Here is a 25,566-nt window from a genome sequence, read left to right on the forward strand (position 1 = left end):
ATGCCCCTCCTGGGTCTTAATGACTCACATTGAAATTCGCCGAATCATAGCTATATGCTTACAGGAGTGCATTCTACACATTGAGCATGCTGTTGTCAAGTTTATTGAATGCGCTCGTATTATATTGTCGCGGAAGCACTTAGCCGCCACCGTCACATCTCTCTTCACCTTATCGATCCCCAAGCCAATAGATTCCATTGCGCAAGCATCGCGTTTCACTGCGCCCAGCATCTCACGTCGAAGCGTTCAAGGCTTTTCAATCTTGACAAGGGTTTTGGAATTCGAATTACTGCGGTTCCCGATTCGCGCTAGAATAAGGCTTCGTTTGGATCTCATTCGGAGGAACAGTTGAGTCGCACTAGCCTACGATTTCTAACGATAGTATCCGCTGCATTCTTGCTGACAATCGCGCTGGACGCCTTGCCTGTTCCCAAGGGCCCGCAAAAGTCAGCGACCACGCAGCCCACTGATCTTTCATCTCAAAAGTCTCTCGGCTTGCCAAGTGCGCCCATCAAAATAGAAGTCTTCGACGACTACGAATGTCCTTCCTGCGGTATGTTTTACGAGCAAACTCTCAAGCCAATGATCGACAGCTACGTCGCCGAGGGAAAAGTGTATTTGATTCATCGCGATTTCCCTCTGCCTATGCACGAGTATTCGCGCCAAGCGGCTCGCTGGGTGAATGCCGCGGCGCGTATCGGAAAATTCGAGGCTGTCGAGCGAGCGCTTTTTGATAATCAAATGGCGTGGTCAGAATACGGAACCGAGAATCCCAAGGGAAACATCAAGCCGATTGTGAAAGGTGCGTTGACGGCCGCCGAATTCGAGCGCGTGGATCGCCTGATGGAAGGTTGCGAATCGGATTCACACGATGAGCTCAAGGGCTGCGCTGTGGATGCCGCAATTCAGCACGACATTGCCATCGGCCAGTTGGTTCCAGTCACGCAGACTCCCACATTCATCATCACGTTCCGCGGGCAGCAGTATCCTCCGGGCGCGGGCGCGATTTCGTGGCCGCTGATGAAGCAGTTCTTCGACCAGCTCCTCAGCCAAAGGTAACCGCATGACGCTACCTGGCCGCTCAACAAACGAAAATCCCAGTCGCCATCACCTTCGGACACTAGGAATTGCCTCGGCGGCCGCGTTTCTCTGCCTGCTTCCCATTTTGTCTGTGCAATCGGTTTTCTCCCAGACTCCTGCCGAATTGGCGCGCTTTACCGCAGAGAAATCCCTTGGCAATCCGAATGCACCGATCAAGATGGAAGTGTTTGACGACTATGAATGCCCCACTTGCGATGAGTTCTACGAGAATACGCTCAAAGTCATGATCGATACTTATGTTGCCGAAGGAAAGGTCTACTTGATTCATCGCGATTTCCCTATTCCCGGCCATCTGTATTCCCGCCGGGCCGCGCGCTGGGTAAATGCAGCGGCGCGCATCGGCAAATTCGAAGCCGTGGAACGGGCTCTCTTTGACAATCAAATGGCCTGGTCGGAGTACGGCACAGAGAATCCCAAGGGCGTCATGGAGCCGTTTGTCAAAGAGGCGCTGACGCCTGCCGAGTTTGAACGAGTTCAGAGATTAATGAAGGGCTGCCTGGTCAATACGCAGGAAGAAATCAAAGGCTGCGCCCTCGATGCCGATATTCAGCATGATGTCGCGCTCGGCGAATTGATTCCGGTCAATGGAACTCCTACTTCGATTATCACCCATCGTGGCGAGCGCTATCCTCCGATTGTCGGCGCGATGTCTTGGCCCCTGCTGAGGGAGTTTTTTGACCAGCTCCTGAGCCAGAAATAATCCCATGCCCACTGCCACACAATGGACGAAAGGCCGCATCTTGCTTCTGATTGGCCGGCTGGCTTTGGCAGTCATATTTCTTGCCGCAGCTTACGGCAAACTCCGCCCGTTGAATGCCACGCCTTGGACCTTGCGCTCACTGGAAGTCACGCCGTCGTCCCTCAATTTATCCATGACGTTTTTCGCCATGCAGGTCGATTCGTATCAGATATTGCCTGCCTGGGCTGTTTCGCCCTTTGCGCATACCCTGCCGTGGCTGGAATTGGCTGTGGGATTGCTTCTTCTCGCGGGATTTGCACTGCCCTACGTGTGCATTGCGGCGACTCTCCTGCTCACGATGTTTTACGGCGTCGTGATCCGCTCTTACGCACTGCATCTCGCTATCAATTGTGGTTGTTTCGGTCCGAATGAGAAGCTCGACACGTGGACGCTGGTGCGCGATGGCCTTTTTTTTGTCTTCGGCATCGCCGTAACCATCGGTGCATTCGTCATGCGCAAGCGGAATCGTCCAGCGGTTTCTTCTTCCACTCGAGCCGAACTGTCCGCGCAATAATTTTGCTGTCCCTCGGCCGTCGCTGCGCCGTATGATTCGCACAAGCCGCGATGAAAACTCTAGATGAATATCTCGAACTGGCCGCACAGGCGCACGGTCACATCTGCGCAGGACAAATCCTCGGAGTGCGTCTGGCGATGCTGGGGCTGCGCGAAATTGGCATCGAAGATCCTGAGCGTGAGCGCAAGCGTTTCGTCACGTACGTTGAGATTGATCGCTGCGCAACGGATGCTGTGGCTCTCGTCGCAGGCTGTCGCCTCGGCAAGCGCAGTTTGAAATTTCTCGACTGGGGCAAAATGGCCGCCACGTTCGTTGATTTGCAAACCGGCCGCGGCGCGCGAATCGTAGCGCGGGAAGATTCCAAAACCCGCGCTCAGGAAATGTTTCCGGCACTGGACAAAGAGCACGCGCAGCAAAACGCATACCGCATACTTTCGGACGAAGAGTTGTTCGATAAAAGCATCGTGCGCGTGGAAGTGCCCGCCGAGGATTTGCCGGGCTTCAAAGCTCCGCGCGTGATCTGCGAAAAATGCGGCGAAGGAATCAACTTCAAGCGCGAAGTGGTCGTCGCCGGCCGTACGCTCTGCCGCGGCTGCGCCGGAGCAAGCTACTACTCTCTTCATCCATAGTTCTTCCCATCAGATTTTGCGGTGAGTCATCGGCAGTCCGAAGATGCTATTTCATTGGCCAGAGTCGCGCCCCAAGATAGAATAGCCGCCTTTTTGAAGTCGGGCCGAGCGGACAAAGTGAGATTTGCCTGCGCGAATTTTTGAGAAGGAGAAGATAACCATGCGAATCAAATTTCTAGCGCCGCTTATACCGATTCTTGCACTCCTGTGCGTGGCCGCGACAGCCGACGCGCCGGCTCCCTTCACGCTGCACGACCTCGGCAACGGCGCATGGGCGGCCATTGACAATCCCGATGCGAAAGCCGCGCGCGCGGGAGCAAACGCCGGATTCGTCATCAGCAATGATGGCGTGGCAGTTGTGGACACGTTCGAGCACGCTCCGGCAGCACAGGAACTTTTGAATCAGATTCGCGCGAAGACCAACCTGCCGATCCGCTTCGTCGTCAACACGCACTACCATCTCGACCATGTCGCCGGAAACAGCATCTTCGCCGCCGCGGGCGCGACCGTAATGGCTCAGGAAAACGTGCGTGCCTGGGAACGCACCGAGAATCTGAAATTCTTCGGCGCGAAAATCACGCCAGAACAGAAGGAAATGGTCGAGTCGCTCGGCCTGCCTTCGGTTACATACAAAGATGGCGTGGAGATTTATCTCGGCGCGCACAAGCTCATCGTGCGCTCGCTTCCCGGACATACGGGCGGCGATTCCGTCGTTTACGATCCGGCTGCAAACGTGGTCTTCTGCGGCGATCTGTTCTGGGATCACACGCTGCCGAATCTCATCGACGCGTCCACCAAGCCGTGGATCAAATCGCTCGATACACTCATCGCCGATTATCCGACCGCGACATTCGTGCCCGGTCACGGTGAAGTCGGCCACGTCCAGGACGTCCGCGATTTTCGCGGCTATTTGACCGATTTGCGTGACTTTATCGCGCAGGCGCAAGCACAGGGAAAATCGGGCGACGAGCTAATGAACGCAGTGCTGCCACAAATTCAGCAGAAATATGGTTCTTGGAACTTCTTCGGCTTCGCGAAAACTGATATTCAACTCACGGATCAGGAATTGCGCGGGCAGAAGCGCATCCCGCAGCCGCCGAGCCAATAACGGCCGGAAGAAAGCCGCACCCAGCCATGCGGACCAGCAATTAGAAGTTTTCAGAAGAGTGCGGCGAATCTTCGTGCGAATCGCGACCGCTGCCGCTGCGAATCGTCAGGCTCACAAGTGGAACTTCCAGGCGATCTTCCTCTTTCTTGGCGGGTGGCTCCGCCTTCCACGGCGCGACCCAAAAATCAATCGCGAGCCACAGGCTATAAGAAGGCTTGGCCATGCCGAGGCACACAACCGCGCCAAAGAGAACCCACAGGAGATCCTTCTGCATGTAGGTAAGGTGCGTGAACGTGGGCAGGAAAAGCGAAGGAACAAAAATCGCCAGAAAAATTCCCGCGGAAATCATGTAATCCAGATACATTGCGCCCGCGTAGTAGCCCGACTCCGGGTAAAACGAGAGTCCGCACACGGAGCAATTGTCGTTCATCTTGAAAAAGCTGGAAAAAACGCTGCCCTGCCCACACTCAGGACAACGGAAGCGCAGCCCGCGGCTGATTGTCCGGCGAAATGGCGGCTTCATCGTCGTTCTCCTCGCAGGGCCGAAAAATTGTCTTTTCTCTCATGCCCATTATGAGATCTTGGGCTGCCTGCCGGCCTTTCAATACTTTGATTCTCCGGATGCGTCCTAAGTTTCCTGCAATTCTTGCGTCCTCTGGCTCGGAGCTTTAATGAAGCTTCGCGTACTCCGCCTTGGCTTGCATCAGGATTGGAATGTTGGGATCTGCATCCTTCCAATAAGCAAAAAAATCCTGATAGGCCGTCCGTGCTCCGGCGGTGTCTCCTTCCAGCATTTTCGCCCGCGCCAGGCCCACATAAGCGAGCGGGTAGGTCGGATCAAACGAGTACAGTCCGGGATTATTGAGCACAGCCTGAAAGTTCGCCGCTGCTTCGTTGCCTTTTTTCGCCTGCAAATCTGCCAGTCCTTCAACGTACAGATAATCGCTGCCCGGCGACAGACGATATGGCTCTGCTGGCTGCAAGAGTGCTATTGCCCGCTGTGGATCATTGCGATCGAGCGCCACAATCGCACGAACGATTGGCAAGTTAACATTGTTGAGGAGCCAATCTTGTGGACTCGCCTTGGCCAAAGCGGCTATCGCAGCTTCGCCCCTCGCAGCGTCTCCGCAAACGGCAAACGCTCCCGCCACGGACGCATCTGCCTGAGTACCCGCGATCGCCGCCGTTTTTTCTGCGTCAGCGCGCCCAGCCTCCGTGTCGCCGTACTCGCATTCTGCGCCAGCTTGAAATGCGAGCGCTTCGAACGCCTGGCTCTTTGAGCCGGCAGCCGCAATTTGCTGGGCAAACAGCCTCTTGCTCTCATTCATCCGCCCAAGGCTCATGTCTGCGAAACTCTGCAGCCGGTCCGCACCCGCCGCCGCCACATCACTCGAGCGAAGCCAGTCCATCTCTGACTTCTGCGTGGCGGCATCTCCTCGCAGAAACGCAATCTGCCAGCGCAGCCCATGATACGCCGGGTTCTTAGGAGTCTTGGCCAAGCCTCGCTGCGCGACTGCTTCCGCCTCATCGAATCGGCTCGCCATGATATAAGCGTTGGTCAATTGGCTTAGCGCGACGACGCTGCTCGGATTGAGCTGCGCCGCCATCGACTCCTGCTGAATTGAGCCTTCCATTCTTCCCATCTGACGGTAGACGTTACCCAGATTGATCCACGGAACTTCGTCACGGGGATAGGTCTGCTCCCAAAGCAGGTACGTCTGTTCCGTTTTGCCAAGATCGTCTTCCACAAACTCATAATAATGCGAATCGATGTAAAGCCTTTCGCGTTCGCTGACCCGGTCACGCAAAGCAAAGGCCTTTTTCATGTTGTCCATCGTTTGAGGATTGTTATTCCCATTGTTTACATTAGAGTAAACAGTGGCAAGCGTCGCATAGGCCATTGCAAAATTCGGATCCAAACTGACCGCTTGCTGCAGCGGCGGAATAGCCGATGTGCCATAGCTCATATCCAGGTCTTTCCGTCCAAGGGAGTAAGCTTTCAAGGCATCGAGAGAACTTGTCGTCGCCATCTCGACTGGTACATCGAATTTCTGAATTGTCGCCAGCGATTCCCCGAGTTTCGAACGCATCTTCGACGCCACCTGTCCGAGCGCTGGCAACACGCTGTTTTTCCCATTCGCATTGACCTCGACGCTGGCAAGCGACGCGCCGGTCTCGCAATTCACAGCCGTCAGCGTCAAAGCATACTGATCGCCGATTCCCGCGATCGTTCCGTCCAGCACGGCCCGGCTGCCGTCGCGCTGGCAAACCTGTTGCGCCAGGTCGGGCGTCAGTCGCGCGTTGGGCTGCTGCTCCATGAAATGCAGTGTCTGTTGAATTGAAGAATCGGAAGTAACGTTCAAGTAGGGCGACTCTGCCAGTTCCGCCGCCAGCGCCTCCCGCAGCGAGCCATCGAAAACCGCGTCGCCGGTGGTATTCACGAAATCGGCAAGCACGATCGAGTCCTTCGCCGTCAGCATCGGCTTGCCATGCGCGGAGAAATATGCGCCCGCGGCAATCACGATAACGATCACGGCAGCCAGCCCCGCATACAGCGGCCAGCGTTTCGCGGCAACGGCACTGACCGACGCTGCCGCTCCCGAAGCCTGCGTCGTGGCCGCAGCAGCCACGCCAGTCGCCGCTGTGAATTCCGAACTGACGCGCGACCGGCCTGTTTGTGACACGCCGGAAGGCGCTCCCGATTCAACCGCGCTCGTCCGCGCAGCCATTCGCGCTGACGTGCGGCCGGAATCCGTGTCGCGCTTCAGCCGCGCCAAATCCGCGCGCATCTCCGACGCATGCTGATACCGCAGATTGCGCTCCTTTTCGAGCGCCTTATTGATGACTTCTTCGAGCTTCTCCGGCACATCTGGATTCAAGCGGCTCGCCGGCGCGGGATCGCGATTCAGAATCGCTTCTTGGATCACGCCCGTCGTATTGCCGGAAAACGCCTGCCGGCCCGTGGCCATTTCGTAGAGCACCAGCCCAAAGGCGAAAAGGTCCGTGCGTGCATCGAGCGTTTCGCCGCGAACTTGCTCGGGCGACATATAAGCAACCGTCCCGACCGCAGTCCCCGGACTCGTGAGCTGCAAATCCACACGGGCAGTCACCGAATCCGAAGTGTCGTCGCTCGGCGAACTCGCCGCTACCGTCAGCTTTGCCAGCCCGAAATCGAGAATCTTCGCGTGGCCGCGGTCGGTGATGAAAATATTGGCCGGCTTGATGTCGCGGTGGACGATGCCTTTCGCATGCGCCGCGTCCAGCGCGTCCGCGATTTCTGTCCCCAGCTCCAGCACAATGTCCAGCGGCAGGGGCCGTCCGCCGATGCGGTTGCGCAGTGTCTGTCCCTCCAGGCACTGCATGGCGATGAAAAGTTTCCCTTGGTGCTCGCCGATTTCGTAAATCGTGCAGATGTTGGGGTGGTCGAGTGCCGAAGCCGTGCGCGCCTCGCGCTGAAATCGTTCGAGCGCCTGCCGGTCGCCGGCCAGGTCGTCCGGCAGAAATTTCAGCGCGACAAACCGGCCGAGCTTCGTGTCCTCGGCCTTGTAGACGACGCCCATGCCGCCGCCGCCAAGTTTCTCAACGATTTTGTAATGATTGATTGTCGTGCCGATGAGAGATTGAGAATCTGCCATCCCGTCATCTTAGGGTGCGTCACAAATCAAGTCAACGCAGTGGTGGACTGGTAGAAGGCAAGCCGCGAATGTTCGCAAACTGTCGGGGTCGTACTGTGCTTGGTCGTTAGTGGCGTGCTCCAGCATCTGGATAGACAAAGTCGGGGCTAAGGACGGTGACGTTGTGAAGCGCTTTGCTTTGCTCGTCCATAACTTCGAGATGCAGCCGGATCTTCCTATTGAGCGGCTTGGAGAATTGCATCTCCAATCTATACGTGTTCTGAACGGCCGCGGAAAGCGCCTTCATTCGTTGCGGGAGATCGTCCGAACGAAAGACCTTAGATGTTTGAAAGGTACTTGAATAATCAAAAGGCGCGAAAGACTCACCGCCAGTCCCTGCCGCGAACAATTCCGAATCGTTGATAACAGCCATCTCGCCGTCAGAAGCTGGGACACTAAATTGCCCGCGAATAGGTAGATGCGATGAAGCAGGTGGGGCTTGCCTTACACTAGTAGAGTCATTTTGGGCTCCGCCCAAAGTCGTTCCTCTTTCCTGTGTCAGCACTAAAAACACACGAACGCCGCGCCGCGCTAGTGCGGGCGCAAAGGAGCTGAATGCGTGTTGCTTCCCGTTGTCGGAGTTAAATTCTCCGTCGGTGAACATGACAATCGAGTCGCCGAAGGCTAGCGGTTCCTGCGAATTCATCAAGATTGCATTCAGGGCGTCTCCGATATTTGTCAGTCCAACCATTTCGTTTTCTCGAAGAGCGGAAACTGAATCTATTGCTTGTCGAATCGCATCTACATCGTGGGTAAATGGAACTATCTCTCTCGGCGAATCACCAAACTGATAAAGCGACAGAGAATTTCCCTTAGATACGCTGTTCAGGAACAACTTCATCAATTCCAAAGCGACTATTAAGCGGAGCTTTCCGTGATCGGTTGTGCCCATGCTGCCGCTTATGTCCATGAGCAGCACAATTCTTCGTGGACCGGCATCCAAGCTGAAGCTCTTAACTTGCACGCCGTGCTCACGAACGCGAATGTTCTGTGATTGCAGACTCGTGACCGGCTTGCCGTCCGTCGTGACGACCGTTACAGGCACGACATGCGTTTCGGGAGCTTGGGCATTTGCCGGGCAGGTTGACACGCACAAACAGAATAGGAGCGCGAGCGCATTCGCCAGGCGAGATTTCAGCATGCTCGGCATACCGCTTAGTTCACAAAATATAAGCTGTCACGAATCGCTAATCAAGCCCGCGCGCTTGTGGCCATACTTCATCGCACCGGCGGCGACGCTAAATCCAGAGGCTACCCAATCTCCATCTCGGTCTGGAAGGCGACTGTCGCGCGGCCGGCGACTCGCACTTTCACCGCTTCGCCCGCCTCGATATCCACAACGACGCGAACTTTGCCCGGTCGCCCCATCGCCGCGCCCTGCTTGGTGTAGAACGTCAATTGTTTGCCATCGTGCGCAACCAGCCGGTGATGCACCAGATACGCGCCGAGCGGCCCATTCGCATTTCCTGTCACCGGGTCTTCATTGATTCCAATCGCCGGCGCAAGCATTCGTCCTTCGGCCAGAAAAGCCTTGTCCGAGGCGCTCAGCGTGAAGACGAAATATCCGTTGCAGCCGATTGCTCCGCTTAATTTCGCCAGCTCGGAAAGGTTCGGCTTGAGCGAATTCAGTTTTGCGTGCTCCTTGATTCCAATCAGCACCTTCGAATGCCCCGTCGAGACAATCTGTATCGGGCAGCGCGCATCCAGATCCGCTTCGCTGATGCCCAATGCGCGCAAAAGCGTTTCTCTGTCCGCTCCCTCGAGGACCTTTTCAAATTTGATCTCTCCCTGCGTCATGATGATTTCCAAATCGTCGCCGTTTCGCTCAATTTCCACAGGCAGAATACCCGCTCCCGTCCGCTGCAAAACTCTGCCCTCCGTCATCCCCAATTCACGCGCGCGGATGTAGTGAGCGGCAATCGTCGCATGCCCGCAGATCGGCACTTCCATCGTCGGAGTGAAAAATCGCACCCACACATCGTGGTCGGCGCTGGAAGGAGGAAGCAGAAACGCCGTTTCCGAATTGTTGAGTTCGCGGGCAATCGCCTGCATCTGCGCTTCCGTCAATCCCGCGGCATCAGGCACGACGCCCGCGGGATTTCCTGTCAGCGCCACGCTCGTAAATGCATCCACCTGATAGACTCGCAGTTTCTTGCTCATTTCCGCTCCGTTCTGGTTCGCTCCTTCATGATTCATCCATCTTAACTTCATTTTCCTAAGCCGCAAGAATGGCCTGCAACCGCGCAAAACCGCTCGCCGTCTAAGCCTTTGACTTCGCGCGCCGCTGAAACTATCATACGCGTGCAGTTCTGGGGGGAGCCTGCCGGTGATTCCAAGGATTCCCGGAGATCGGTTTGCACGAAATTCCTGCCTGCGTTTTATTGGTTCCTTGCGATTCCATTCAATTTTCAAAATTATTTCCATAGCGGGAGGGTGTGCTGATGTCGTCGAATGAAGAACGCCCGCGCACAGAAGTCGCGGATAAACCGAAAAAATCTCGCGCGAAATCGGAGAAGAAAAGCACTCCCGATCTTTCGCGCCGCCAATTCATCAAGGGAGCCGGCATCGCCAGCGTTGCTGCTTCGGCGGGTGCGCTGCTCGCCGATCGTGTCGTCGAAGCATTGCCGCGTCCGCAAACCGGAGGAACGGGCGGCGCTGGCGTCGTCGGCCCGGGCGAGGTGCCCGTCACACTCAAGATCAATGGCAAGCTGCAGCGCCTGAATATCGAGCCGCGCGTCACGCTCCTGGACGCCTTGCGCAATCATCTCGACCTCACCGGTGCGAAAAAAGTCTGCGACCGCGCCACCTGCGGTGCCTGCACAGTGCACATCGACGGCCGCGCGGTTTACTCCTGCACGACGCTGGCCATCGACGCCGAGGGCCGCGATATCACCACCATCGAAGGACTCGAACCCTCCGGCGGACTGCATCCGATGTCCCAAGCCTTCTGGGACAACGATGCGCAGCAGTGCGGCTTCTGCACGCCCGGCTTTGTGATGGCTTGCGCTGCATACCTCGAACACGAGCCCAACCCAACCCGCGAAGGACTCGAAAAGTCTCTGGGTGGCAATCTTTGCCGCTGTGGAACCTATATGGGGATCAAAGACGCCGTGCTTGACGCGGCTATGATGACGAAAAAGAAGGGAGCGGTAGCCTAATGGCGGATTATCACTGGCCTCCAGCCGATCATCGCGCGCTTATCGGAAAGCGCATCAAGCGCATCGACGGCCCGCAAAAGTCCTCCGGCCGCGCGAAATATTCTTACGACATTAATCGCCCCGGAATGCTCTGGGGCAAAATGGCCACATCGGACCACGCGCACGCCAAAATCACGAAAATCGACACGAGCGAAGCCGAAAAGATGCCCGGCGTGAAGGGTGTCGTGATTATCGTGCCCGAAGGGCAGGAAGTCCGTTGGGCTGGCCAGGAAATCGCCGCCGTCGCAGCGGACACAGAAGAGCGCGCCGAGGAAGCCGCCGACGCCATCAAGATCGCATACGAGCCGCTTCCGTATCTCGTCACGGACGCCGACCCGCAAACCGCCGGAAGCCAATATGCCAAGCAGCTTGAGCAGCACGTCGCTGGTAATCCGGATCAGGGATTTCAGCAAGCCGATGTCACAAGCGAAGGCCACTATGGTCTTCCCGTCATCACGCATTGCTGCCTCGAATCTCACGGCCAGGTGACGGAATGGAATGGCGACAATTTGACCGTCTGGGAGTCGACTCAGAACGTCAGTGGCATGGCCGGCGAATATGCCGGGGGCCTCAGCCAGCAAGGCATCAAGATTCCCGCCAACAATATTCGTGTCATCATGCAAAACGTGGGCGGCGGCTTCGGCAGCAAATTTGCCGCGGACACTTGGGGCATCGCCTGCGCGCAACTTTCGAAGCAGACCGGCCGCCCCGTGAAAATGATGCTCGAACGCGACCACGAACTCATGGTCGCCGGCTGCCGTCCCTCGATGCACGCTCGCGTCAAACTTGGCGCCAAGCGCGACGGCACGCTCGTCGCCTGGGATTCCGAATCCTGGGGCACGGGCGGCGTCAACGATGCCGGAGCGCCGCAATTCCCATACATTCTCCAGGTTCCCAACGTCCGCGCCAAGCACACTGCGATTCTCACCAACATTGGCCCGGCGCGAGCCTGGCGTGCGCCCAATCATCCGCAGATGGCTCTGATCTCCAATAGCGCCATGGAAGATCTCGCCGCCAAGCTCAACATGGACCCTCTCGATTTCATGTTGAAGAACATGAATCTCGTCCAGCCCGATCGCGCCAAGTCGTACCAGGAAGAATTCACCATCGCGGCGAAATTAATGGACTGGAAAACCAAATGGCATCCGCGCGGTCAGGGCAGCTCGGGAACGGTGAAGCGCGGCCTTGGCCTTTCGCTCCACACCTGGGGCGGCCGCGGCAATTTGAGCAATTGTCAGGTCGTCATCCACCCCGATGGCTCGGTTGAAACCAACATCGGCAGCCAGGATCTCGGCACCGGCACGCGTACGGTCATCAACATCGTCACGGCCGAAACGCTTGGCCTCCCGCTCAGCGGCGTGAAAGTCAATCTCGGCGATAACAAATATCCTCCGGCGGGCGCTTCTGGCGGCTCGACGACCGTCAGCGGCGTCAGCACCTCCACGCGCATGGCCGCGACCGGCGCGCTCAACGATCTGCTCGCCAAAGTCGCTCCGTCGCTCGGCGTTTCCGCCGATCAGCTCGAAGCCTGGAACGGCAAAATCCAGGTGAAAGGTGATCCTTCGAAATCAATCACGTGGAAGCAAGCCTGCGCCAAGCTCGGCGCCACTTCCATCACCGGCACAGGCCGTACAAATAACGCGCTCATGTCCAGCGGCGTCGGCGGCGTGCAGATGAGCGAAGTCGAAGTCGACACCGAAACCGGCATCGTGCGCATGGTCAAGCATGTCGCTGTGCAGGATTGCGGCCTGGTCATCGACGTGAAAACGGCAGAGAGCCAGGTCCTCGGCGCCTGCATCATGGGCGTTTGCTATGCGCTCTACGAAGAAAAAATCATGGATCAGCCGACCGGCCGCTGCCTCAATCCCAATATGGAGTTCTATAAACTCGCTGGCATCGGCGACATCGGCGAAATCGTCGTTCACATGATGACCGGCCCCGGCTATGACGAGCGCGGCACGATCGGCCTCGGCGAGCCGCCTGTAATTTCTCCGGGCGCGGCCATTTCCAATGCCGTTGCCAACGCCATCGGCGTCCGCGTGCCGGAATTGCCGTTGACGCCTGACCGCGTCCTCGCGGTCCTCGGAAAAGGAGGCATGGCCTAATGGACGCTTTCGAATTCGCAAACCCTTCCACCGTGAAAGAAGCCATCGCACTGCTCGGCTCTGATTGGGAAGACGCTTCGGTCTTCGCCGGCGGCACCGATCTGCTCTCGCTGCTCAAGGACGACATCGAAGAGACCAAGCGCCTCGTCAATATCAAGCGCGTTGGCTCGCTCCATGCCATTCGCAATGAAAATGGCGGCCTGCATATCGGCGCTGCGGTCACGGTCGAGCAATTGCTCTCCGCTTCCGACGTTCGCAAGAATTTCCCGGCCATCACCGATGCCGCCGAAGGCATTCGCAGCCATCAGCATCGCAATATGGGCACTGTCGTCGGCGAACTCTGCCAGCGCCCGCGCTGCTGGTATTACCGCAACGGCATGGGCCTCCTCGCGCTTGATGACAAAGGGCAGTCGCTCGTCACCCAGGGCGACAATCGTTACCACGCCATCTTCGGCAATTCCGGCCCGGCGAAATTCGTCAGTCCGTCGAGCGTCGCTCCCGCGCTCATGGCTCTCGGCGCTCAACTCCGCGTCGAAGGCCCCAGCGGCGGCCGCGACGTCTCCGCTGCGGATTTCTTCGTCATCCCGCAGAAGGCCGGAGATCGCGAACACGCTCTCGCGCCAAACGAAATTGTCACCGAAATCATCGTGCCCGGCTCTTCGCACGGCATGCGCAGCGCAACCTACGAAGTCCGCCAGAAGGAAGGCATGGACTGGCCTCTCGCTGCCGCCGCCGTCGCTCTGAAAATGAATGGCGGCACAGTCGAAAGCGCTCATATCGTTCTCGGCCACGTCGCGCCCAAGCCCTGGCCTGCCGACGACGCCAGTCACTGGCTCGCCGGCAAAGCTCTCAACGAAGAAAACGCGGCCAAAGCCGCCGATGCTGCCGTTCAGGGCGCCACGCCGCTCAGTCGCAACGGTTACAAAGTGCAGCTCGCGCGCGTCGCCGTCAAACGCGCCCTCACCTCCGCGATGAAAGGAGCAGCATAGCCATGCTAAAAACTTCCGCCGGACCGAGTCTCAACGTCCTCATCTCCACCGGCCAAATCTGCAGCTCCGTGCGCTCGAAGAAGCTTTTCTATCAGCAGGAGGAAGACGCCTCCGACGCTCGCAACGCCGGCCCCTTCTGGTGTACGCGCACGCAATCCGTCGTCGGCCCCGACGGCAAGCTTGTCGGCTTCGCCGATTGCCGCCCCGGCCGCTCCTGCTGCCAGACCGCCTAGGCCTAGCCACTCCGAGGGTGGCCATAAGTTTCGCTATAATATTGCTGTTGACGGCGCGGTACCCAAGTGGCTAGGGGGAGGTCTGCAAAACCTCTAACATGGGTTCGATTCCCATCCGCGCCTCACTTTCATCTTTATCGCGCGCGGTGAACGGACGGCGCCATCGAGCGCAGCCCCGAGGAAAATCTCACTCCGGGATTACGGCCTCAACCAGACCCTCTCGAATCAACCGCCGCACAATCGTCACTTTGCTTGCGTCATCCAGATTCCCAGGAAGGTCGCGAATGGCATACCGCGAATGACTCAGCGCAAATTCCACCGCTTCGCGCGCCTGCGCCGGAAAAGTGATTTGCCGCCCGTAACATTCGATTGCGACGGAATACCCGTCCGCGTCCATGCGATAAATTGCCCCGTCTCTTATGCCAGCAATGCTCTCCGCGCTCAGCTTTTCCAGCGCCGCCATCTGCGTCATCTGCCCGCGCAGCAGCGGCGGGCATTTCGAAAAGAACTCGCCGGCGAAGCGGTCCAGTGCTGCATTAAAGTCTCCGTTCGTCGAAGCTCGTTGCAGCAAATCTCGCAACGTCTCGCGCGCCTGCTCGCGGTCGAAATCGGAGCGCGCAAATCCCGGAGGCAGTGATTTTCGAAACGTCGCATCGCGTAAACTCGCGCTGGCTACGAATTCCAGCAGTAGATCCGTCCACGTGTAGCGCAAAATCCCCGCCGTGATGTGCAGCGAAGTGGTATCCGTCGAACGCGCATCGTGCGCGGCGCCTCGCGGCACGTAGGCTACGTCGCCTGCTTCCAGTTCGAATTCCATCGTCGGGTGGCCCACCTCATGAATCGCTGCGTCAAAATCCTGGCTCGGCAGCGGTAGCTCAACCGGCGTGCCGTAAATCGTCCACTTTTTCGAACCTGCAACCTGCAGCACAAAAACGTCGTGCGTGTCATAGTGAGCTTTCGCGCCTTGCGCTCCCGGAGGAGTCAGATAAATGTTTGTCTGCAACGGGCAGGTGAACTCTCGCTCCAGGCTCCGGCAGAATCGCGTCAGTGCCGGCACCACGTCGTCCAAGAAAGCCAGCGTAATCGTCGAACCTTCGTGGAAAAGCTGATAGAGCTTGGCCACGTCGATCGCGCCGTCGATCGTGTAATCGTCAGATGTGATTTCGCGCGCTGCGTTCTTCAGAATGATTTGATCGGAATTTCGGTCCAGCGTCGTGATGACGCGGTCGATCTCATCGAGCGAAAGCAGTCCCTGAAAATATTCCGGCGCGTTTCTCTTCACAACGAGTGTCTGTTTTTCGAAATATTCCGCGAAAAACGTCTTCGGGCTCGTCGGGTGAAGCAGCCACTCAAGAGATGGCCCGATTTCCTTCACGCTTCGCTCTTTGCCTTGCGTGCCGAAGCCGGCTGATGGATGCGCCATGGGGATAGTCCTGCGAAAACACAGACGCCACCTGGCGCTTTCTCGCGCCCAGGTGGCGCTCGTGGCCTTTCGTCAAAATGAAGATGCTTCTAGAGCCTTGCGCCGTCCGGATCCGACTTCGGAGGAGCCTTCTTCGGTTTTGCTTTCGTGCTCGCCTTCTTCTTGTCTGGGTCGGAACCCTTCTTCTTGTCCGGATCCGATCCCTTCTTGGCGGATTTCGCCTTCATTGGTTTCTTCTTGTCGGTTTGATCCGGATCTGAAGCCTTCTTTTTGTCCGGGTCTGCCTGCTGCGCCGAAGCACGCACTCCAGAAGCGAGTGCTACCGCGCCCGCCAGCAATGTCCCCGTCGCCACAAGGAATGACCGCCGTGGAAACTTGCGTTCCGTCTTGATCTGCTCGTCCGTCACAAACTGGGACTTCTCTTGCTTCACAATCTTCGCACCCTTATCAGCCATCGATTCGTGTCCTTTCTCCATGCGTCGTTCTCCGAATACAATGCTGGGTACTTCCGCTCATATCATGTCCCGCTGCGCCGAGTCAAGGTGTCCCCTAGCGCAAAGCCCGGCTTGCTTCGGCGATTCCGTAGTGAGACACTATCCCCGTTGGAGGTCCCTATGAAATCAAGAGGGAAAGCAACTCTCGGGCTTCTCGCCGCCGCATTTTTGATGGCCATTCCCGCTATGGCTCAGTCGAATCACATCTCCGGCAACTACATGGAATTTCGCAACGCCGACGTTTACACCGGCCCGTGCTTCGCCAATTCCGAAGTCGGCCTCACCGGACAGGACGCCGTCCTCGCCTGGCACATCACCAGCGGTGAATGGAACGGCGTGCAGCTCTCCGGTCTCAGCGTCGTCGCCGTCGTGCGCGCCAGCGCTACGCTCGGTGATCCCTATGGCAATCCGCTTCCGGCTAAAAGCGCCTTTTTCGTCGACATCGCCGCCACCGACGCACAGCAAGCCGCGCTGATCTCTTTCGCGCAGTCGCAAGCCGGCGGCCTCTTGAATGATGTCGTTGGAACGAATCTCGCGCCCATCTCCTTTGCCTCAGACACCGGCCGCATGGGCTGGGAAACTCTCGCTGTCGGCAACATCGTGAAGCTCTCGACACGCGCCATCACCATGAACGACATGATTTGCCACAACGAAGAAACCTATTATCCGCCGCTCGTCTCGCATCTGACGCATTCCATGCCCGTCGTCGCGCGCGACAGCAGCTATCAGGGCGATTCGCTCGGCATCACTTGGGACGATTCCAATCGCCGCAGCTCCTTCGTCGGCAATTTCTCCGAGTAAATTTCGTCACGACACAATCTGACTGAACTTCACGGCCCGCCTCTTCTGGCGGGCCTTTTTTGCTCGACACACAGCCGCGTGCTGGGTCAGTTTGAATTTTTTTGATCGTGACACAAGAAGTCAAAATTCAAACTGACCCATTCCCCAAAGCCTCTTCTCCCTCGATTCCAGACAGGCCAAAACTTCCAAGCCCACGCTTTCCATTTGCCCGAAAACCGCCCGCCAGCCATAATCATCTGATACAAATGTACGCAAATTCGCATTCGGGAGAATTGAGATGATTCGTCGGCCCGCGCAATTCCTTGCCGGATTCGCATTTCTATTCATTTTTTTCTTCGCCAGTCCGCTTTTCGCCCAGGATTACAAAATCGTCGCCGGCGCCACGCCGCCTCCTGCGGAAATCGCCGCGCCCGTGCGCGCGCTTCTCGCGCCAGGTTCGCTCAACGTCACCGCTCCCGGTGGTCCTTATTGTGAAATCTGGCTGCGCGGTTCGATCCCCGCCGCCGCGCAGCCCAACACCGCGCTCGGCGTCACGTACGGCCAGCTTGTCGACGGCGAAATTTTCGGCGCCATTCATTTCGACGTTCCGGTCATCGATCTTCGCAATCAGCAGATTCAGCCCGGCACGTATGTCCTTCGCTACGGCCTTCAGCCCGTCGACGGAAATCATCAGGGTGTATCCGACTATCGCGATTTTCTCCTGCTCACGCCGCCCGATCAGGATGCTACTGCCGCGAATCTTGCCGACAACGACATGTACGCGCTCAGCCGCAAAGCTTCGCGTGTCGGCCATCCTTCGGTCTGGAGCCTCGTGCCTGCCGATAGCGCTCCCGCAGCGCTCCCGGGCGTGAGCCACGACACGAACGAAGATTTCTGGATCATTTATTTCAAAGCGATGGTCGGAAGCTCTCCCGTCACCATGGGACTGGTCGTCAACGGTCACGTCACGCTGCCGTAGAAAATCTCCGATGCTCAATTCTCGCGAACTCGCGATGGCTCGGCGCTGAACATGTATCTCTGCCGCAATTGCCAGGAGCCCATCAACTCCGCCAGCGCCATTTGTCCGTATTGCAGCGCGGAGCAAACCGAGCCCGAGCCTGCCGGTTCCGTGAAGCCTGCGAAAAAAAGCAGCCCGGCGAAGCTCGTCATCTCGTTGGCGATCGTAGTCGCGGGAATTTGGGCCATCATATGGTTCGCTCTGCCGCTGCGGCTTCAAAGTCCGCGTCCTGCCGCCGAACGCGCCGCTCTTCAATCTCTCCACGCGCTCCAGCAGCAGTTGTCCACGTTTGAAAATGGCGCGAACTTCTATCCCAGTTCTCTCGAAGCTCTCGGCGAACCGGTGCGCGATGCCGCGCAACAGGCCATGACCGGCGGCTACACGCTGCGCTACACACCCTTGCAAATCGGCCCAAACGGCAACGCGCACGGATACACGCTCACCGCCATGCCGCGCAATTATGGTTATCGAAGTTTTTTTACGGATCAGTCCGGCGTGATTCGTTCGACGCGCGACAATCGCCTCGCCACTGCCCAGGACCCGCCCATTTGAAGTCGCGCGCCGCGCTCTCGTGAGCGCGTGAACAGTTTCGCGGCGATTTATTTATTTTCCTGGCACAAATCCCATTGCTTTTTCGTCGTTTCGTCCTGCATTTCGATTTTCGTGAATCCTTGCTTCTGGAAAACCGCGCAGTTCCGCGCAGAATCGAGCGGCCAGTCGTCATACGTCAGCATGCTCGCAAATTTTGCGCCGTTATCCACCGCTGGAGCGCTGAAGATCAGTGTTTGATGTTCCGGTCCTGCAGCCGCCACGTGCATGCCGCCATTCTCTGCGTTCACTTGATTTTCGATCTCCGCCGCCGTCGTGATTCTCGCCTGCTCTTCGGTCTCTTCCGCATTCGCGTCCACGTCAACGGGCTCTCTCGAACGGCATCCGGCAAGCGCCAGAAGAAAACTGCACGCCACAACCCATCTGAGGCGCATCCACCGCCGCAGGATTTTCCTTTCCTCGCAATATGCTTCGTTCGATGTGCGGAGATGATCCAATTGCCCACTCCATCCACTTCAAAAAGCTTGCCCTTCGCCAGCGCCTTCATCATTCCATATACAGGTAGATGCAGAAAGGGGCTCTTTCTACACAAAAAAAATGCCGCGAGCATCGTCTCCCTTTGGTGGGCGACGCCGGCTCGCGGCATCTTGAAGCTTGCTTGCCGTGCGTCGCATCACTCGCGCACGTTCAAGCTCGAATCCTGCGAAAAGCTTAGCGGCGCCTCTTCTTTCCGCGCGCTTTGCCTTTTGCCTTGGCTTTCTTTTTCGGAGCTGACTTCTTTGCCCTAGCCTTCTTCGCTTTCTTGGCCTTCTTCTTTGCCTTCGGCTTCGCGGCGGGCCTGGCCGGCGCGTGACTTGGTGCCGGACGGCCCACGGGTGCGCCGCCGTGATCCTCTTCCTCATCCTCTGAGTCCATTATGATTTCAGTCACTTCTTCGGCGATCTCTTCGTTCTCATCGCCGCCAAGCTCGCCCTGTTCTTCCTCTTCTTCCAGCCCAGGGAGCTCGTTCTCTTCTTCTTCGTCGTGAAATTTCGCGTCAAACATAATTCTCCTCCGTGGGTCAAAGTGCTCGGCGGCCCGCTTTCCCACTCGCTTGTTTTAATCGCAGTTTCCAAGCTTTGTCAAGGCGCAAAAAAGGACGTCCCCGTGGGAATTTACGAAACCGCGATCAAGGAGCAATTTCTGGCAAAGTAGGGGAATAATACACTAACTCATTCATTCTATTGCTTTTACTGTCGCGGCGTGATGTGCAGTCGATCTCCTACCTGCAGCCCTCGTGTACCCAAGAAGGGATTGCTCTGTTTAATCGCATCAACCGTTGTCCCGTACTCATGTGCGATCGACCAAAGGGTCTCTCCTGCCTCCACGCGATGAACAATCTCTCCGTTGTGCGCCGCGGTCTTGGCCGCTGCTGGCGCTCCCGCTGTGCTTCGCCGCCTTGACGCCGTCGAAACGGACCGTTCCGTAGCATACGCCGCCGTCGGGTAATATTCCTCGTAGATCCGCAGCAGGCGTCCGCGCGGTGCGTGTTCCGTCCGCAAATGATTCCATCGCTGTAGCTCCGCCGTGCTCACGCTGTAGCGCGAGGCAATATCGTCAAGCGTATCGCCTCGTTTCACGCGATAATGCACCAGGCGCAATCTCGGCGGCGCCGCGGGAACCACCAGTTCCGTCCCTGTCGCCGGAGGATCGTGCGGGTCAATCATGTTCGCGTTTTCAAGCGACGCCAGCGTCACATGAAATTCCCGCGCCACTTCGCCGAGTGTCTGGTCCGGCCCGAGCTTCGCCAGCCGCCACGTCGTCCACTTATCCGGCGGAATCGCTGAGACAGCCTTTTGCAACTCTTCGCCTGTCCCTTGCGGTACACGCAATGCAAAATCGGGAGCCGCTGGCGTGATCCCGCGAATCAACTCCGGGTTCAGCGCCTGCAAATCATCCAGGCTCGTGCCGGTCGCATCGCTCACGAGCCGCAAGCTGATCGAATGCTTCAATTCTATCGCGTCAAATTGCGTCGGCGCATCCGGATCCACGTGGATGCCATAGAGCGGAGGGTCTTTCGCCACCAGCGCCAGCGCCAGAATGATTGGCACGTAGTCTTTTGTCTGCGCGGGCAGCGCATTGCGCCTCTGCAACTCCCAGAAATCCGCATAACCCGTGTGTTCCACAGCTCGCGCCACGTTCAGCGGCCCGGAGTTGTATGCCGCCATCACCAGATACCAGTCACCGAACATTTGATAGAGGTCGCGCAAATGCTCCGCCGCCGCGCGCGTCGCTTCCGTCGGATCGTCGCGCTCATCCACCCAATAGTTGCGGTCCAGCCCGTACTCCGCGCCGGTATAGGGCATGAACTGCCAAACGCCGCGTGCGCCTTTGCTCGACACCGCGCGCGGTTTGAATGCCGATTCCGCCTGCGCGAGGTAAATGAGATCCTGCGGCAATCCCTCCTGCTTCAGCGTCGATTCGATCATCGCGCGGTAGCGCCCGGCGCGCTGCAATCCCATCTCTACAATCTCGCGCCCGCGCGGCGATTCGAAGAAGCTCAAGTACTGCAGCACCGACGCATTGACTGTCAGCGGCAAATCGTGCGGTACGCTGACCAGCTCTTTTTCCGCCAGCGCCGCTAGACGCGGATCCGTCGCCGGCAAGCTCTCCATGTTGGCGATTTCTTCGATCGGCGCGGTCGGCTGATCCGGCGAGGGAGGCTGCACGTCTTCGCTTGTGTCCGTATCTGTGTCCGTGTCTCCGTTGTCTTCATCCGACGAATCTGTCGTCGCTTCGTCCTGTTTCTCCACCGACAGCTCGTAGTCCTGCATCGTGTCCACAATCTGATTGAAGAGTTGCTGCAGCCGCACATCGCCGGTCGTCTCCAGGCGGCTCTTCATCAGGTGATTGAGCGCTGCGTTGAAATCCTTGCGCGCTGCTTCCAGGTCGCCGGCTTTATAAGCGGCCTGCCCGGCATCGTAGCTCGCCTGCACTTGCGCAATTAGTGCGTCCACGGCCGGACGCGTGCTCGGGCTTAATGCGGATAAGTCAGGAGATGCGGAGGGAATCGGCAGATCGCCCAGCTTGGCAACCGCTGATGCAGTGGCAGGCGGCACGGACACGGGCGGCTTCACTTTCACGGCGCTCTTCGCACCCTCCTGGCATCCCCAGATCGCCAGAAGAGCCGCGCCAAGCGCCGCCGCCAACCCGAGTCCTTTCACGCCCTTCATTCGCCCTCCAAGCCGTCAAATACTTTGACGGCATGTCTCTGCAAACGTTTGCTTCGCGTCCCAAGGGCCGCCAGTGCGCCGCGTTCTTCAAAATTTTACGAGCCGTCCCCACTCGGGTCAACCGCCTATCCGTTCCGTGTGCCAAGACCGAGAAACTCACTACTACTCTCGTAGCCTGTTCCCTCGTACAGCCCTTGCCACCGCCTCTGATTTAGTGTATATACATTAAGTGTTCTCTTGGGATGCCGCCAAAGCACTCCGCAATTTCGCTAAACACGGTGTGGCATTCGAAGAAGCTGCAACGATATTTGCTGACTTGGACGCCTTGGATTGGGAAGACATGCGCCACTCCGAGGCCGAGCGTCGCTCGAAACGTTTGGGTCTTTCGGCAAACGGGAAAATATTGATAGCGGTCTACACGATAAGGAGAACCGCCGATGGCAAGGAAACGATCCGCATCATCAGCGCGCGGCAAGCAAGCCGCAAGGAACGCAAAGCCTATCTCCAGCCGTCGGATTGATTTCTCGGATATTCCAGAGTCGACCGATGAAGAGCTTAGCCGCGCCCGCCGCGTCGGCCGGCCTCGGACCGGCGAAGCAAAACATCTCATTGCCATTCGCATTCATCCGCGCCTTCTCGCGCAGCTTCGCCGCCTCGCCGCGCAACAAGACAAACCCTACCAAACCCTCATCCACGAACTCCTCGAATCCGCCGCCAAATCCGCCGCCTGAACATCGTTCTCAAGCACGTTTGACGGGGGTGGGGAAAAGCTTCCACGCAATCCATGTACCGCTCATTCCACCTATCACCATTATGGCAACGAGCAATGCTTCTGGAATCGACCATCTTATTAATTGCAAGGGCAGCGCGATCACAATCCCGATGACAGAACCGCAAACAACAAAAGCGGTTTGGCGGTACCACCAAGGAATGCGCAGGTACGCCGAGCACTGCGGACAGTGGAAAGGACTCTGATACCACTTCAGCTTACCGACAAGACTTGCACCGCAGCTAGGGCATCTTTGAATCATGGAACCCGTTCGTTTGTGCTTGAGTATACCATCGCCTTAACTATGCCAGTCCCTGCCGCAAATCCTCAATCAAATCTTTCGCGTCTTCTATCCCGACTGACACGCGCACCGTCCCCGGCGTCACTCCTGCCTGCTCCAGTTCCGCGCTCGACATTTTGTAGTGCGACGTATACATCGGCAAAATCACCAGCGATTCAACACCGCCCAGGCTCGCCGCCAGCGAAAACAGCCGCACGCGATCGCCAAACCGCCGCGCCGCCGCGATTCCGCCTTTCATATCGAACGACAGCATCCCGCCGAAGCCGCTCATCTGCCGCCGCGCCAACCGATGATCCGGATGCGACACGAGCCCCGGATAATTCACGCGCGCGACTTTCCGATGCCGCGCCAAGAATTTCGCAATCGCCATCGCGTTTTCGCATTGCCGCGCCATGCGCACGCCCAGCGTCTTCATCCCGCGAATCAGCAGGTAAGCGCCTTCCGGGTCCATGCATCCGCCGAGATAAATAATGTACTCGTGAACGCGCTTGATCCATTCGCGCGAACCCGCCGCCGCGCCGCCGATCAGATCCGAATGTCCCGCCAGATATTTCGTCGCGCTGTGCACCACGATGTCAAATCCCATCTCCAGCGGCTTTTGCAGCAGCGGGCTTGCGAACGTATTGTCCACAATCGACACGAGATTAAACTCCCGCGCCAGCTCCGCCGCGCGCCGCAAATCAACCAGTCGCAGCGCCGGATTCGTCGGCGTTTCCACGTACAGTACGCGCGTCTGCGGCGTCACCAGTTCCTCGACGCCCGCCAGATCCGGCTCGACATGCCGCACGCGAATTCCAAACCGCGGGAAAATATCGCGCATCAACCGGTACGTTCCGCCATAAAGCTGCGCTGTCGAAATCACTTCGTCGCCCGCGCTGAGCGCCGCCAGCAGTGCGCACGAAATCGCCGCCATCCCCGACGCCGCCACCACGGCCGCTTCCGCTCCTTCGAGCGCCGCGATTTTCTGCTCCGCGATTGCCAGCGTCGGATTTCCGTAGCGCGTGTAGATGTACGCCGAGCTTTTTCCTTCCGCCCAGCGCTTCATCTCCGCCGTTGACGAAAACGTGAACGTCGAGCTGCGCACAATCTCTGGCGCCACCGGCCCGCCGCGCCCGTGCTTCGGCTCTCCCGCATGGATCGCCGCCGTCGCGCTTCCCCACTTTATCGACTTATCTTTCTTCGCCATCGGCGTTGCTCCTTTTCGCCGATATCATCTCAAGAATGAGCGATGAGCGAAAGTCGCGTGGCTGCGATTACTGAGCTTTCGGCAGGCCAATTTGTCCTCGCCACATGTTATGAAGGTCTTTAGCGATCTCCTTTCTCGGTTGCCTCCCCAAAAAACGCGCGAAAATTATCGATTAGAAATTGGCGTCTCCTTGGATTTGAAGGAGTTAGGAGAATTTCTAATTTCGGGGGAGGCAGGGAGAGAATCACTGCCGGGTACCTCGCGCGGGTGAGTCGCGCGAAAGGAAAAATTCTTTTTGTCCGACGCGGTTTCTTCTGAGGAGGCCGGTGGCTCACGGTCCGCCTGCGCGGAGGAACTAACCGATGACATAACTACATCGCGCCCTTCGACTTCGCTCAGGACCCTTCGGTCTCTCTCAGGGCAAGCAGGCGGGTGAAGCGTGCGAAAGGAAGAAGGTCTTTCAACCTTGTCAGAACAGACGGGGACCATCGGCGCGGTAGCGGAGGAGGTTTGCGCACTGGCGGGAGCGGGAGGCGTGCGGTGCACGCCTTCGGCCCGATAAATTCCATCGGGCCCTACAGAGTCAACAGCGCCATCAGAGGAACTGTCGTTCATCGCAGAAGAAGCGGGGCGATAAGCGCGACCGGCGGCCACCACAGCGCCATCGTTCGCAGGGATTGCATGGTTTTCGATTTGAGGCGTGGGAGCGGCCGACGCAAACGCAGCTTCTGATGTGACTACATCGCGCGGATGAACCGCGCGATAGGAAGTATCATTCCCGACGCTGCTAGTGCTAGCAGATACATCGTTGCGGATAATGTTGGTGACGATGACGCGGCGGGGAGGTTCGTTCCACAGGCCGTTCGAGTCCACGCAACTGCCGAGGGCACGAGCGGAGGCGGCGATGGCCGCGGGAGTGGCGGTGATGTCGCCAGCTTGTTCGAGAATGAGCTCGAAAGCGAAACGAAGATTGCGGCGGCGGATTTCATCGAGACCGAAGGCGTAGGCGTGACGGTAGATGGAAACCCAGGTGATGTCGCTCTCTTCTTCGAAGTGCGTGGCGATGGAATTGGGGCTGTGCCAGTGGATGAAGAGTTCTTCGATGGCTTCGCGCTCGGGATGATGACAGACGGCGCATTTGCGGCGATGACGGGCGACGTCGGGAGGGCGATGGATGAATTGCGGCCCGCCTTCGCTGAAGCCGGCCACGGCGGGCAGGCTGCGGCGCGGCGAGGGCACGGCGAGAGATTTTGAATTGACGGCTGTGGCGGCGCGGAGGAGTTTTTTTGCGTCGTTGACGGCAACAGCGCGGGGAGAAGCTGCGCGGTTGCGTTTTTTCGAGTTTTTCGGGGCGACCCCGCTGGCATGCGGATTGGGAAGCGAGGCAGGATGCGATTTGTTGGAGAGAAGCGAATCGACTTGAGCGGCGAGGAAGGCCGCGCGGGAATACACGTCCATATTGGCGGATTTGGGCGCCATGGTGAATCTCCTGAATGTTAGATTTTTACAGCGGGGTCGCTAGTAGGGGTCGTGCGCTGGCGAAGG

24 protein-coding genes and 1 tRNA gene are annotated in these 25,566 nt (G+C 58.0%); 14 read left to right on the top strand and 11 right to left on the bottom strand.

The window, feature by feature from the left end; genetic code table 11:
- The first annotated feature begins 348 nt into the window (after positions 1-348).
- The 5 genes from VGR81_14275 (at position 349) to VGR81_14295 (ending at position 4,091) form a co-directional block, all read left to right on the top strand.
- Positions 349-1,059 (top strand): thioredoxin domain-containing protein, encoded by a 711-nt coding sequence (locus VGR81_14275; protein ID HEV2290106.1) that lies wholly within the window; start codon positions 349-351, stop codon positions 1,057-1,059.
- A 4-nt stretch (positions 1,060-1,063) separates the two neighbouring features.
- Positions 1,064-1,801 (top strand): thioredoxin domain-containing protein, encoded by a 738-nt coding sequence (locus tag VGR81_14280; protein HEV2290107.1) that lies wholly within the window; start codon positions 1,064-1,066, stop codon positions 1,799-1,801.
- A 4-nt stretch (positions 1,802-1,805) separates the two neighbouring features.
- Complete coding sequence (locus VGR81_14285) at positions 1,806-2,354, top strand: MauE/DoxX family redox-associated membrane protein (protein ID HEV2290108.1); 549 nt, start codon at positions 1,806-1,808, stop codon at positions 2,352-2,354.
- 50 nt (positions 2,355-2,404) lie between these two features.
- A complete protein-coding gene (locus VGR81_14290; GenBank protein ID HEV2290109.1) occupies positions 2,405-2,983 on the top strand; it encodes an FmdE family protein in 579 nt (192 codons plus the stop codon).
- A 160-nt stretch (positions 2,984-3,143) separates the two neighbouring features.
- Positions 3,144-4,091, top strand: a complete 948-nt coding sequence (locus VGR81_14295) for an MBL fold metallo-hydrolase (protein ID HEV2290110.1) — start codon at positions 3,144-3,146, stop codon at positions 4,089-4,091.
- Positions 4,092-4,131: 40 nt separating this feature from the next.
- On the opposite strand, the gene VGR81_14300 is transcribed toward VGR81_14295, so the two are convergent.
- The 4 genes from VGR81_14300 to VGR81_14315 all read right to left on the bottom strand — a co-directional run bounded on the left by VGR81_14300 (position 4,132) and on the right by VGR81_14315 (position 9,925).
- A complete protein-coding gene (locus VGR81_14300) occupies positions 4,132-4,614 on the bottom strand; it encodes a DUF983 domain-containing protein (protein HEV2290111.1) in 483 nt (160 codons plus the stop codon).
- A gap of 145 nt (positions 4,615-4,759) precedes the next feature.
- Positions 4,760-7,726 carry a protein kinase gene (locus tag VGR81_14305; GenBank protein ID HEV2290112.1) on the bottom strand — a complete coding sequence of 989 codons (2,967 nt, stop codon included), beginning with the start codon at positions 7,724-7,726 and terminating at the stop codon, positions 4,760-4,762.
- A gap of 106 nt (positions 7,727-7,832) precedes the next feature.
- Complete coding sequence (locus VGR81_14310) at positions 7,833-8,906, bottom strand: vWA domain-containing protein (GenBank protein ID HEV2290113.1); 1,074 nt, start codon at positions 8,904-8,906, stop codon at positions 7,833-7,835.
- Between the two features lie 110 nt (positions 8,907-9,016).
- A complete protein-coding gene (locus tag VGR81_14315) occupies positions 9,017-9,925 on the bottom strand; it encodes a PhzF family isomerase (GenBank protein HEV2290114.1) in 909 nt (302 codons plus the stop codon).
- 281 nt (positions 9,926-10,206) lie between these two features.
- Between VGR81_14315 and VGR81_14320 the strand changes: the two genes are divergently transcribed.
- The 5 genes from VGR81_14320 to VGR81_14340 all read left to right on the top strand — a co-directional run bounded on the left by VGR81_14320 (position 10,207) and on the right by VGR81_14340 (position 14,412).
- Positions 10,207-10,923, top strand: a complete 717-nt coding sequence (locus tag VGR81_14320; GenBank protein ID HEV2290115.1) for a (2Fe-2S)-binding protein — start codon at positions 10,207-10,209, stop codon at positions 10,921-10,923.
- Positions 10,923-13,067: a xanthine dehydrogenase family protein molybdopterin-binding subunit gene (locus tag VGR81_14325; GenBank protein ID HEV2290116.1), complete on the top strand. Its 2,145-nt coding sequence runs from the start codon at positions 10,923-10,925 to the stop codon at positions 13,065-13,067. Before VGR81_14320 ends, VGR81_14325 begins: the two co-directional genes overlap by 1 nt.
- Positions 13,067-14,056: an FAD binding domain-containing protein gene (locus VGR81_14330; protein ID HEV2290117.1), complete on the top strand. Its 990-nt coding sequence runs from the start codon at positions 13,067-13,069 to the stop codon at positions 14,054-14,056. Before VGR81_14325 ends, VGR81_14330 begins: the two co-directional genes overlap by 1 nt.
- Positions 14,057-14,058: 2 nt before the next feature.
- Positions 14,059-14,289, top strand: coding sequence for a hypothetical protein (locus tag VGR81_14335; GenBank protein ID HEV2290118.1), 231 nt, complete (start codon positions 14,059-14,061; stop codon positions 14,287-14,289).
- A gap of 52 nt (positions 14,290-14,341) precedes the next feature.
- Positions 14,342-14,412, top strand: a tRNA-Cys gene (locus VGR81_14340).
- A gap of 64 nt (positions 14,413-14,476) precedes the next feature.
- Here VGR81_14340 and VGR81_14345 read toward each other — a convergent pair.
- Positions 14,477-15,712: a cupin domain-containing protein gene (locus tag VGR81_14345; protein HEV2290119.1), complete on the bottom strand. Its 1,236-nt coding sequence runs from the start codon at positions 15,710-15,712 to the stop codon at positions 14,477-14,479.
- Positions 15,713-15,801: 89 nt separating this feature from the next.
- Positions 15,802-16,188, bottom strand: coding sequence for a hypothetical protein (locus VGR81_14350; protein ID HEV2290120.1), 387 nt, complete (start codon positions 16,186-16,188; stop codon positions 15,802-15,804).
- Positions 16,189-16,326: 138 nt separating this feature from the next.
- Between VGR81_14350 and VGR81_14355 the strand changes: the two genes are divergently transcribed.
- From VGR81_14355 to VGR81_14365, 3 genes are all read left to right on the top strand, one after another.
- Entirely contained in the window at positions 16,327-17,007 is a 681-nt protein-coding gene (locus VGR81_14355) for a DUF1326 domain-containing protein (protein ID HEV2290121.1), read from the top strand.
- 277 nt (positions 17,008-17,284) lie between these two features.
- A complete protein-coding gene (locus tag VGR81_14360; GenBank protein ID HEV2290122.1) occupies positions 17,285-17,965 on the top strand; it encodes a hypothetical protein in 681 nt (226 codons plus the stop codon).
- Between the two features lie 51 nt (positions 17,966-18,016).
- Entirely contained in the window at positions 18,017-18,556 is a 540-nt protein-coding gene (locus VGR81_14365; GenBank protein HEV2290123.1) for a hypothetical protein, read from the top strand.
- A gap of 47 nt (positions 18,557-18,603) precedes the next feature.
- Here VGR81_14365 and VGR81_14370 read toward each other — a convergent pair whose 3' ends face one another.
- From VGR81_14370 to VGR81_14380, 3 genes are all read right to left on the bottom strand, one after another.
- Positions 18,604-18,987: a hypothetical protein gene (locus VGR81_14370; protein HEV2290124.1), complete on the bottom strand. Its 384-nt coding sequence runs from the start codon at positions 18,985-18,987 to the stop codon at positions 18,604-18,606.
- A 277-nt stretch (positions 18,988-19,264) separates the two neighbouring features.
- Positions 19,265-19,597, bottom strand: coding sequence for a hypothetical protein (locus VGR81_14375; GenBank protein ID HEV2290125.1), 333 nt, complete (start codon positions 19,595-19,597; stop codon positions 19,265-19,267).
- A gap of 185 nt (positions 19,598-19,782) precedes the next feature.
- On the bottom strand, positions 19,783-21,765 hold the full coding sequence (locus VGR81_14380; GenBank protein HEV2290126.1) for a LysM peptidoglycan-binding domain-containing protein: 1,983 nt from the start codon (positions 21,763-21,765) through the stop codon (positions 19,783-19,785).
- Between the two features lie 437 nt (positions 21,766-22,202).
- Here VGR81_14380 and VGR81_14385 point away from each other — a divergent pair, with 437 nt between their 5' ends.
- A complete protein-coding gene (locus VGR81_14385; protein HEV2290127.1) occupies positions 22,203-22,496 on the top strand; it encodes a BrnA antitoxin family protein in 294 nt (97 codons plus the stop codon).
- Positions 22,497-22,836: 340 nt separating this feature from the next.
- Here the strand turns inward: VGR81_14385 and VGR81_14390 are convergent, their stop codons facing one another.
- Together VGR81_14390 and VGR81_14395 are read right to left on the bottom strand one after the other, a co-directional pair.
- Positions 22,837-24,021, bottom strand: coding sequence for an aminotransferase class I/II-fold pyridoxal phosphate-dependent enzyme (locus VGR81_14390; protein ID HEV2290128.1), 1,185 nt, complete (start codon positions 24,019-24,021; stop codon positions 22,837-22,839).
- A gap of 165 nt (positions 24,022-24,186) precedes the next feature.
- The gene (locus tag VGR81_14395; protein ID HEV2290129.1) at positions 24,187-25,500 is read right to left on the bottom strand and encodes a hypothetical protein; all 1,314 of its coding nucleotides are present in this window, start codon (positions 25,498-25,500) and stop codon (positions 24,187-24,189) included.
- Positions 25,501-25,566: the final 66 nt, after the last annotated feature.

This window comes from Candidatus Acidiferrales bacterium (genome assembly GCA_035934015.1).
In the GTDB taxonomy this organism is placed as follows: Bacteria; Acidobacteriota; Terriglobia; order Acidiferrales; family UBA7541; genus DAHUXN01.

Bases quoted from the DNA above. Each gene is read 5' to 3' on its own strand.
- VGR81_14280 (HEV2290107.1), top strand. From the start codon at position 1,064: ATGACGCTACCTGGCCGCTCAACAAACGAAAATCCCAGTCGCCATCAC.
- VGR81_14285 (HEV2290108.1), top strand. From the start codon at position 1,806: ATGCCCACTGCCACACAATGGACGAAAGGCCGCATCTTGCTTCTGATT.
- VGR81_14290 (HEV2290109.1), top strand. From the start codon at position 2,405: ATGAAAACTCTAGATGAATATCTCGAACTGGCCGCACAGGCGCACGGT.
- VGR81_14295 (HEV2290110.1), top strand. From the start codon at position 3,144: ATGCGAATCAAATTTCTAGCGCCGCTTATACCGATTCTTGCACTCCTG.
- VGR81_14300 (HEV2290111.1), bottom strand. From the start codon at position 4,614: ATGAAGCCGCCATTTCGCCGGACAATCAGCCGCGGGCTGCGCTTCCGT.
- VGR81_14305 (HEV2290112.1), bottom strand. From the start codon at position 7,726: ATGGCAGATTCTCAATCTCTCATCGGCACGACAATCAATCATTACAAA.
- VGR81_14310 (HEV2290113.1), bottom strand. From the start codon at position 8,906: ATGCTGAAATCTCGCCTGGCGAATGCGCTCGCGCTCCTATTCTGTTTG.
- VGR81_14315 (HEV2290114.1), bottom strand. From the start codon at position 9,925: ATGAGCAAGAAACTGCGAGTCTATCAGGTGGATGCATTTACGAGCGTG.
- VGR81_14320 (HEV2290115.1), top strand. From the start codon at position 10,207: ATGTCGTCGAATGAAGAACGCCCGCGCACAGAAGTCGCGGATAAACCG.
- VGR81_14325 (HEV2290116.1), top strand. From the start codon at position 10,923: ATGGCGGATTATCACTGGCCTCCAGCCGATCATCGCGCGCTTATCGGA.
- VGR81_14330 (HEV2290117.1), top strand. From the start codon at position 13,067: ATGGACGCTTTCGAATTCGCAAACCCTTCCACCGTGAAAGAAGCCATC.
- VGR81_14335 (HEV2290118.1), top strand. From the start codon at position 14,059: ATGCTAAAAACTTCCGCCGGACCGAGTCTCAACGTCCTCATCTCCACC.
- VGR81_14345 (HEV2290119.1), bottom strand. From the start codon at position 15,712: ATGGCGCATCCATCAGCCGGCTTCGGCACGCAAGGCAAAGAGCGAAGC.
- VGR81_14350 (HEV2290120.1), bottom strand. From the start codon at position 16,188: ATGGAGAAAGGACACGAATCGATGGCTGATAAGGGTGCGAAGATTGTG.
- VGR81_14355 (HEV2290121.1), top strand. From the start codon at position 16,327: ATGAAATCAAGAGGGAAAGCAACTCTCGGGCTTCTCGCCGCCGCATTT.
- VGR81_14360 (HEV2290122.1), top strand. From the start codon at position 17,285: ATGATTCGTCGGCCCGCGCAATTCCTTGCCGGATTCGCATTTCTATTC.
- VGR81_14365 (HEV2290123.1), top strand. From the start codon at position 18,017: ATGTATCTCTGCCGCAATTGCCAGGAGCCCATCAACTCCGCCAGCGCC.
- VGR81_14370 (HEV2290124.1), bottom strand. From the start codon at position 18,987: ATGCGCCTCAGATGGGTTGTGGCGTGCAGTTTTCTTCTGGCGCTTGCC.
- VGR81_14375 (HEV2290125.1), bottom strand. From the start codon at position 19,597: ATGTTTGACGCGAAATTTCACGACGAAGAAGAAGAGAACGAGCTCCCT.
- VGR81_14380 (HEV2290126.1), bottom strand. From the start codon at position 21,765: ATGAAGGGCGTGAAAGGACTCGGGTTGGCGGCGGCGCTTGGCGCGGCT.
- VGR81_14385 (HEV2290127.1), top strand. From the start codon at position 22,203: ATGGCAAGGAAACGATCCGCATCATCAGCGCGCGGCAAGCAAGCCGCA.
- VGR81_14390 (HEV2290128.1), bottom strand. From the start codon at position 24,021: ATGGCGAAGAAAGATAAGTCGATAAAGTGGGGAAGCGCGACGGCGGCG.
- VGR81_14395 (HEV2290129.1), bottom strand. From the start codon at position 25,500: ATGGCGCCCAAATCCGCCAATATGGACGTGTATTCCCGCGCGGCCTTC.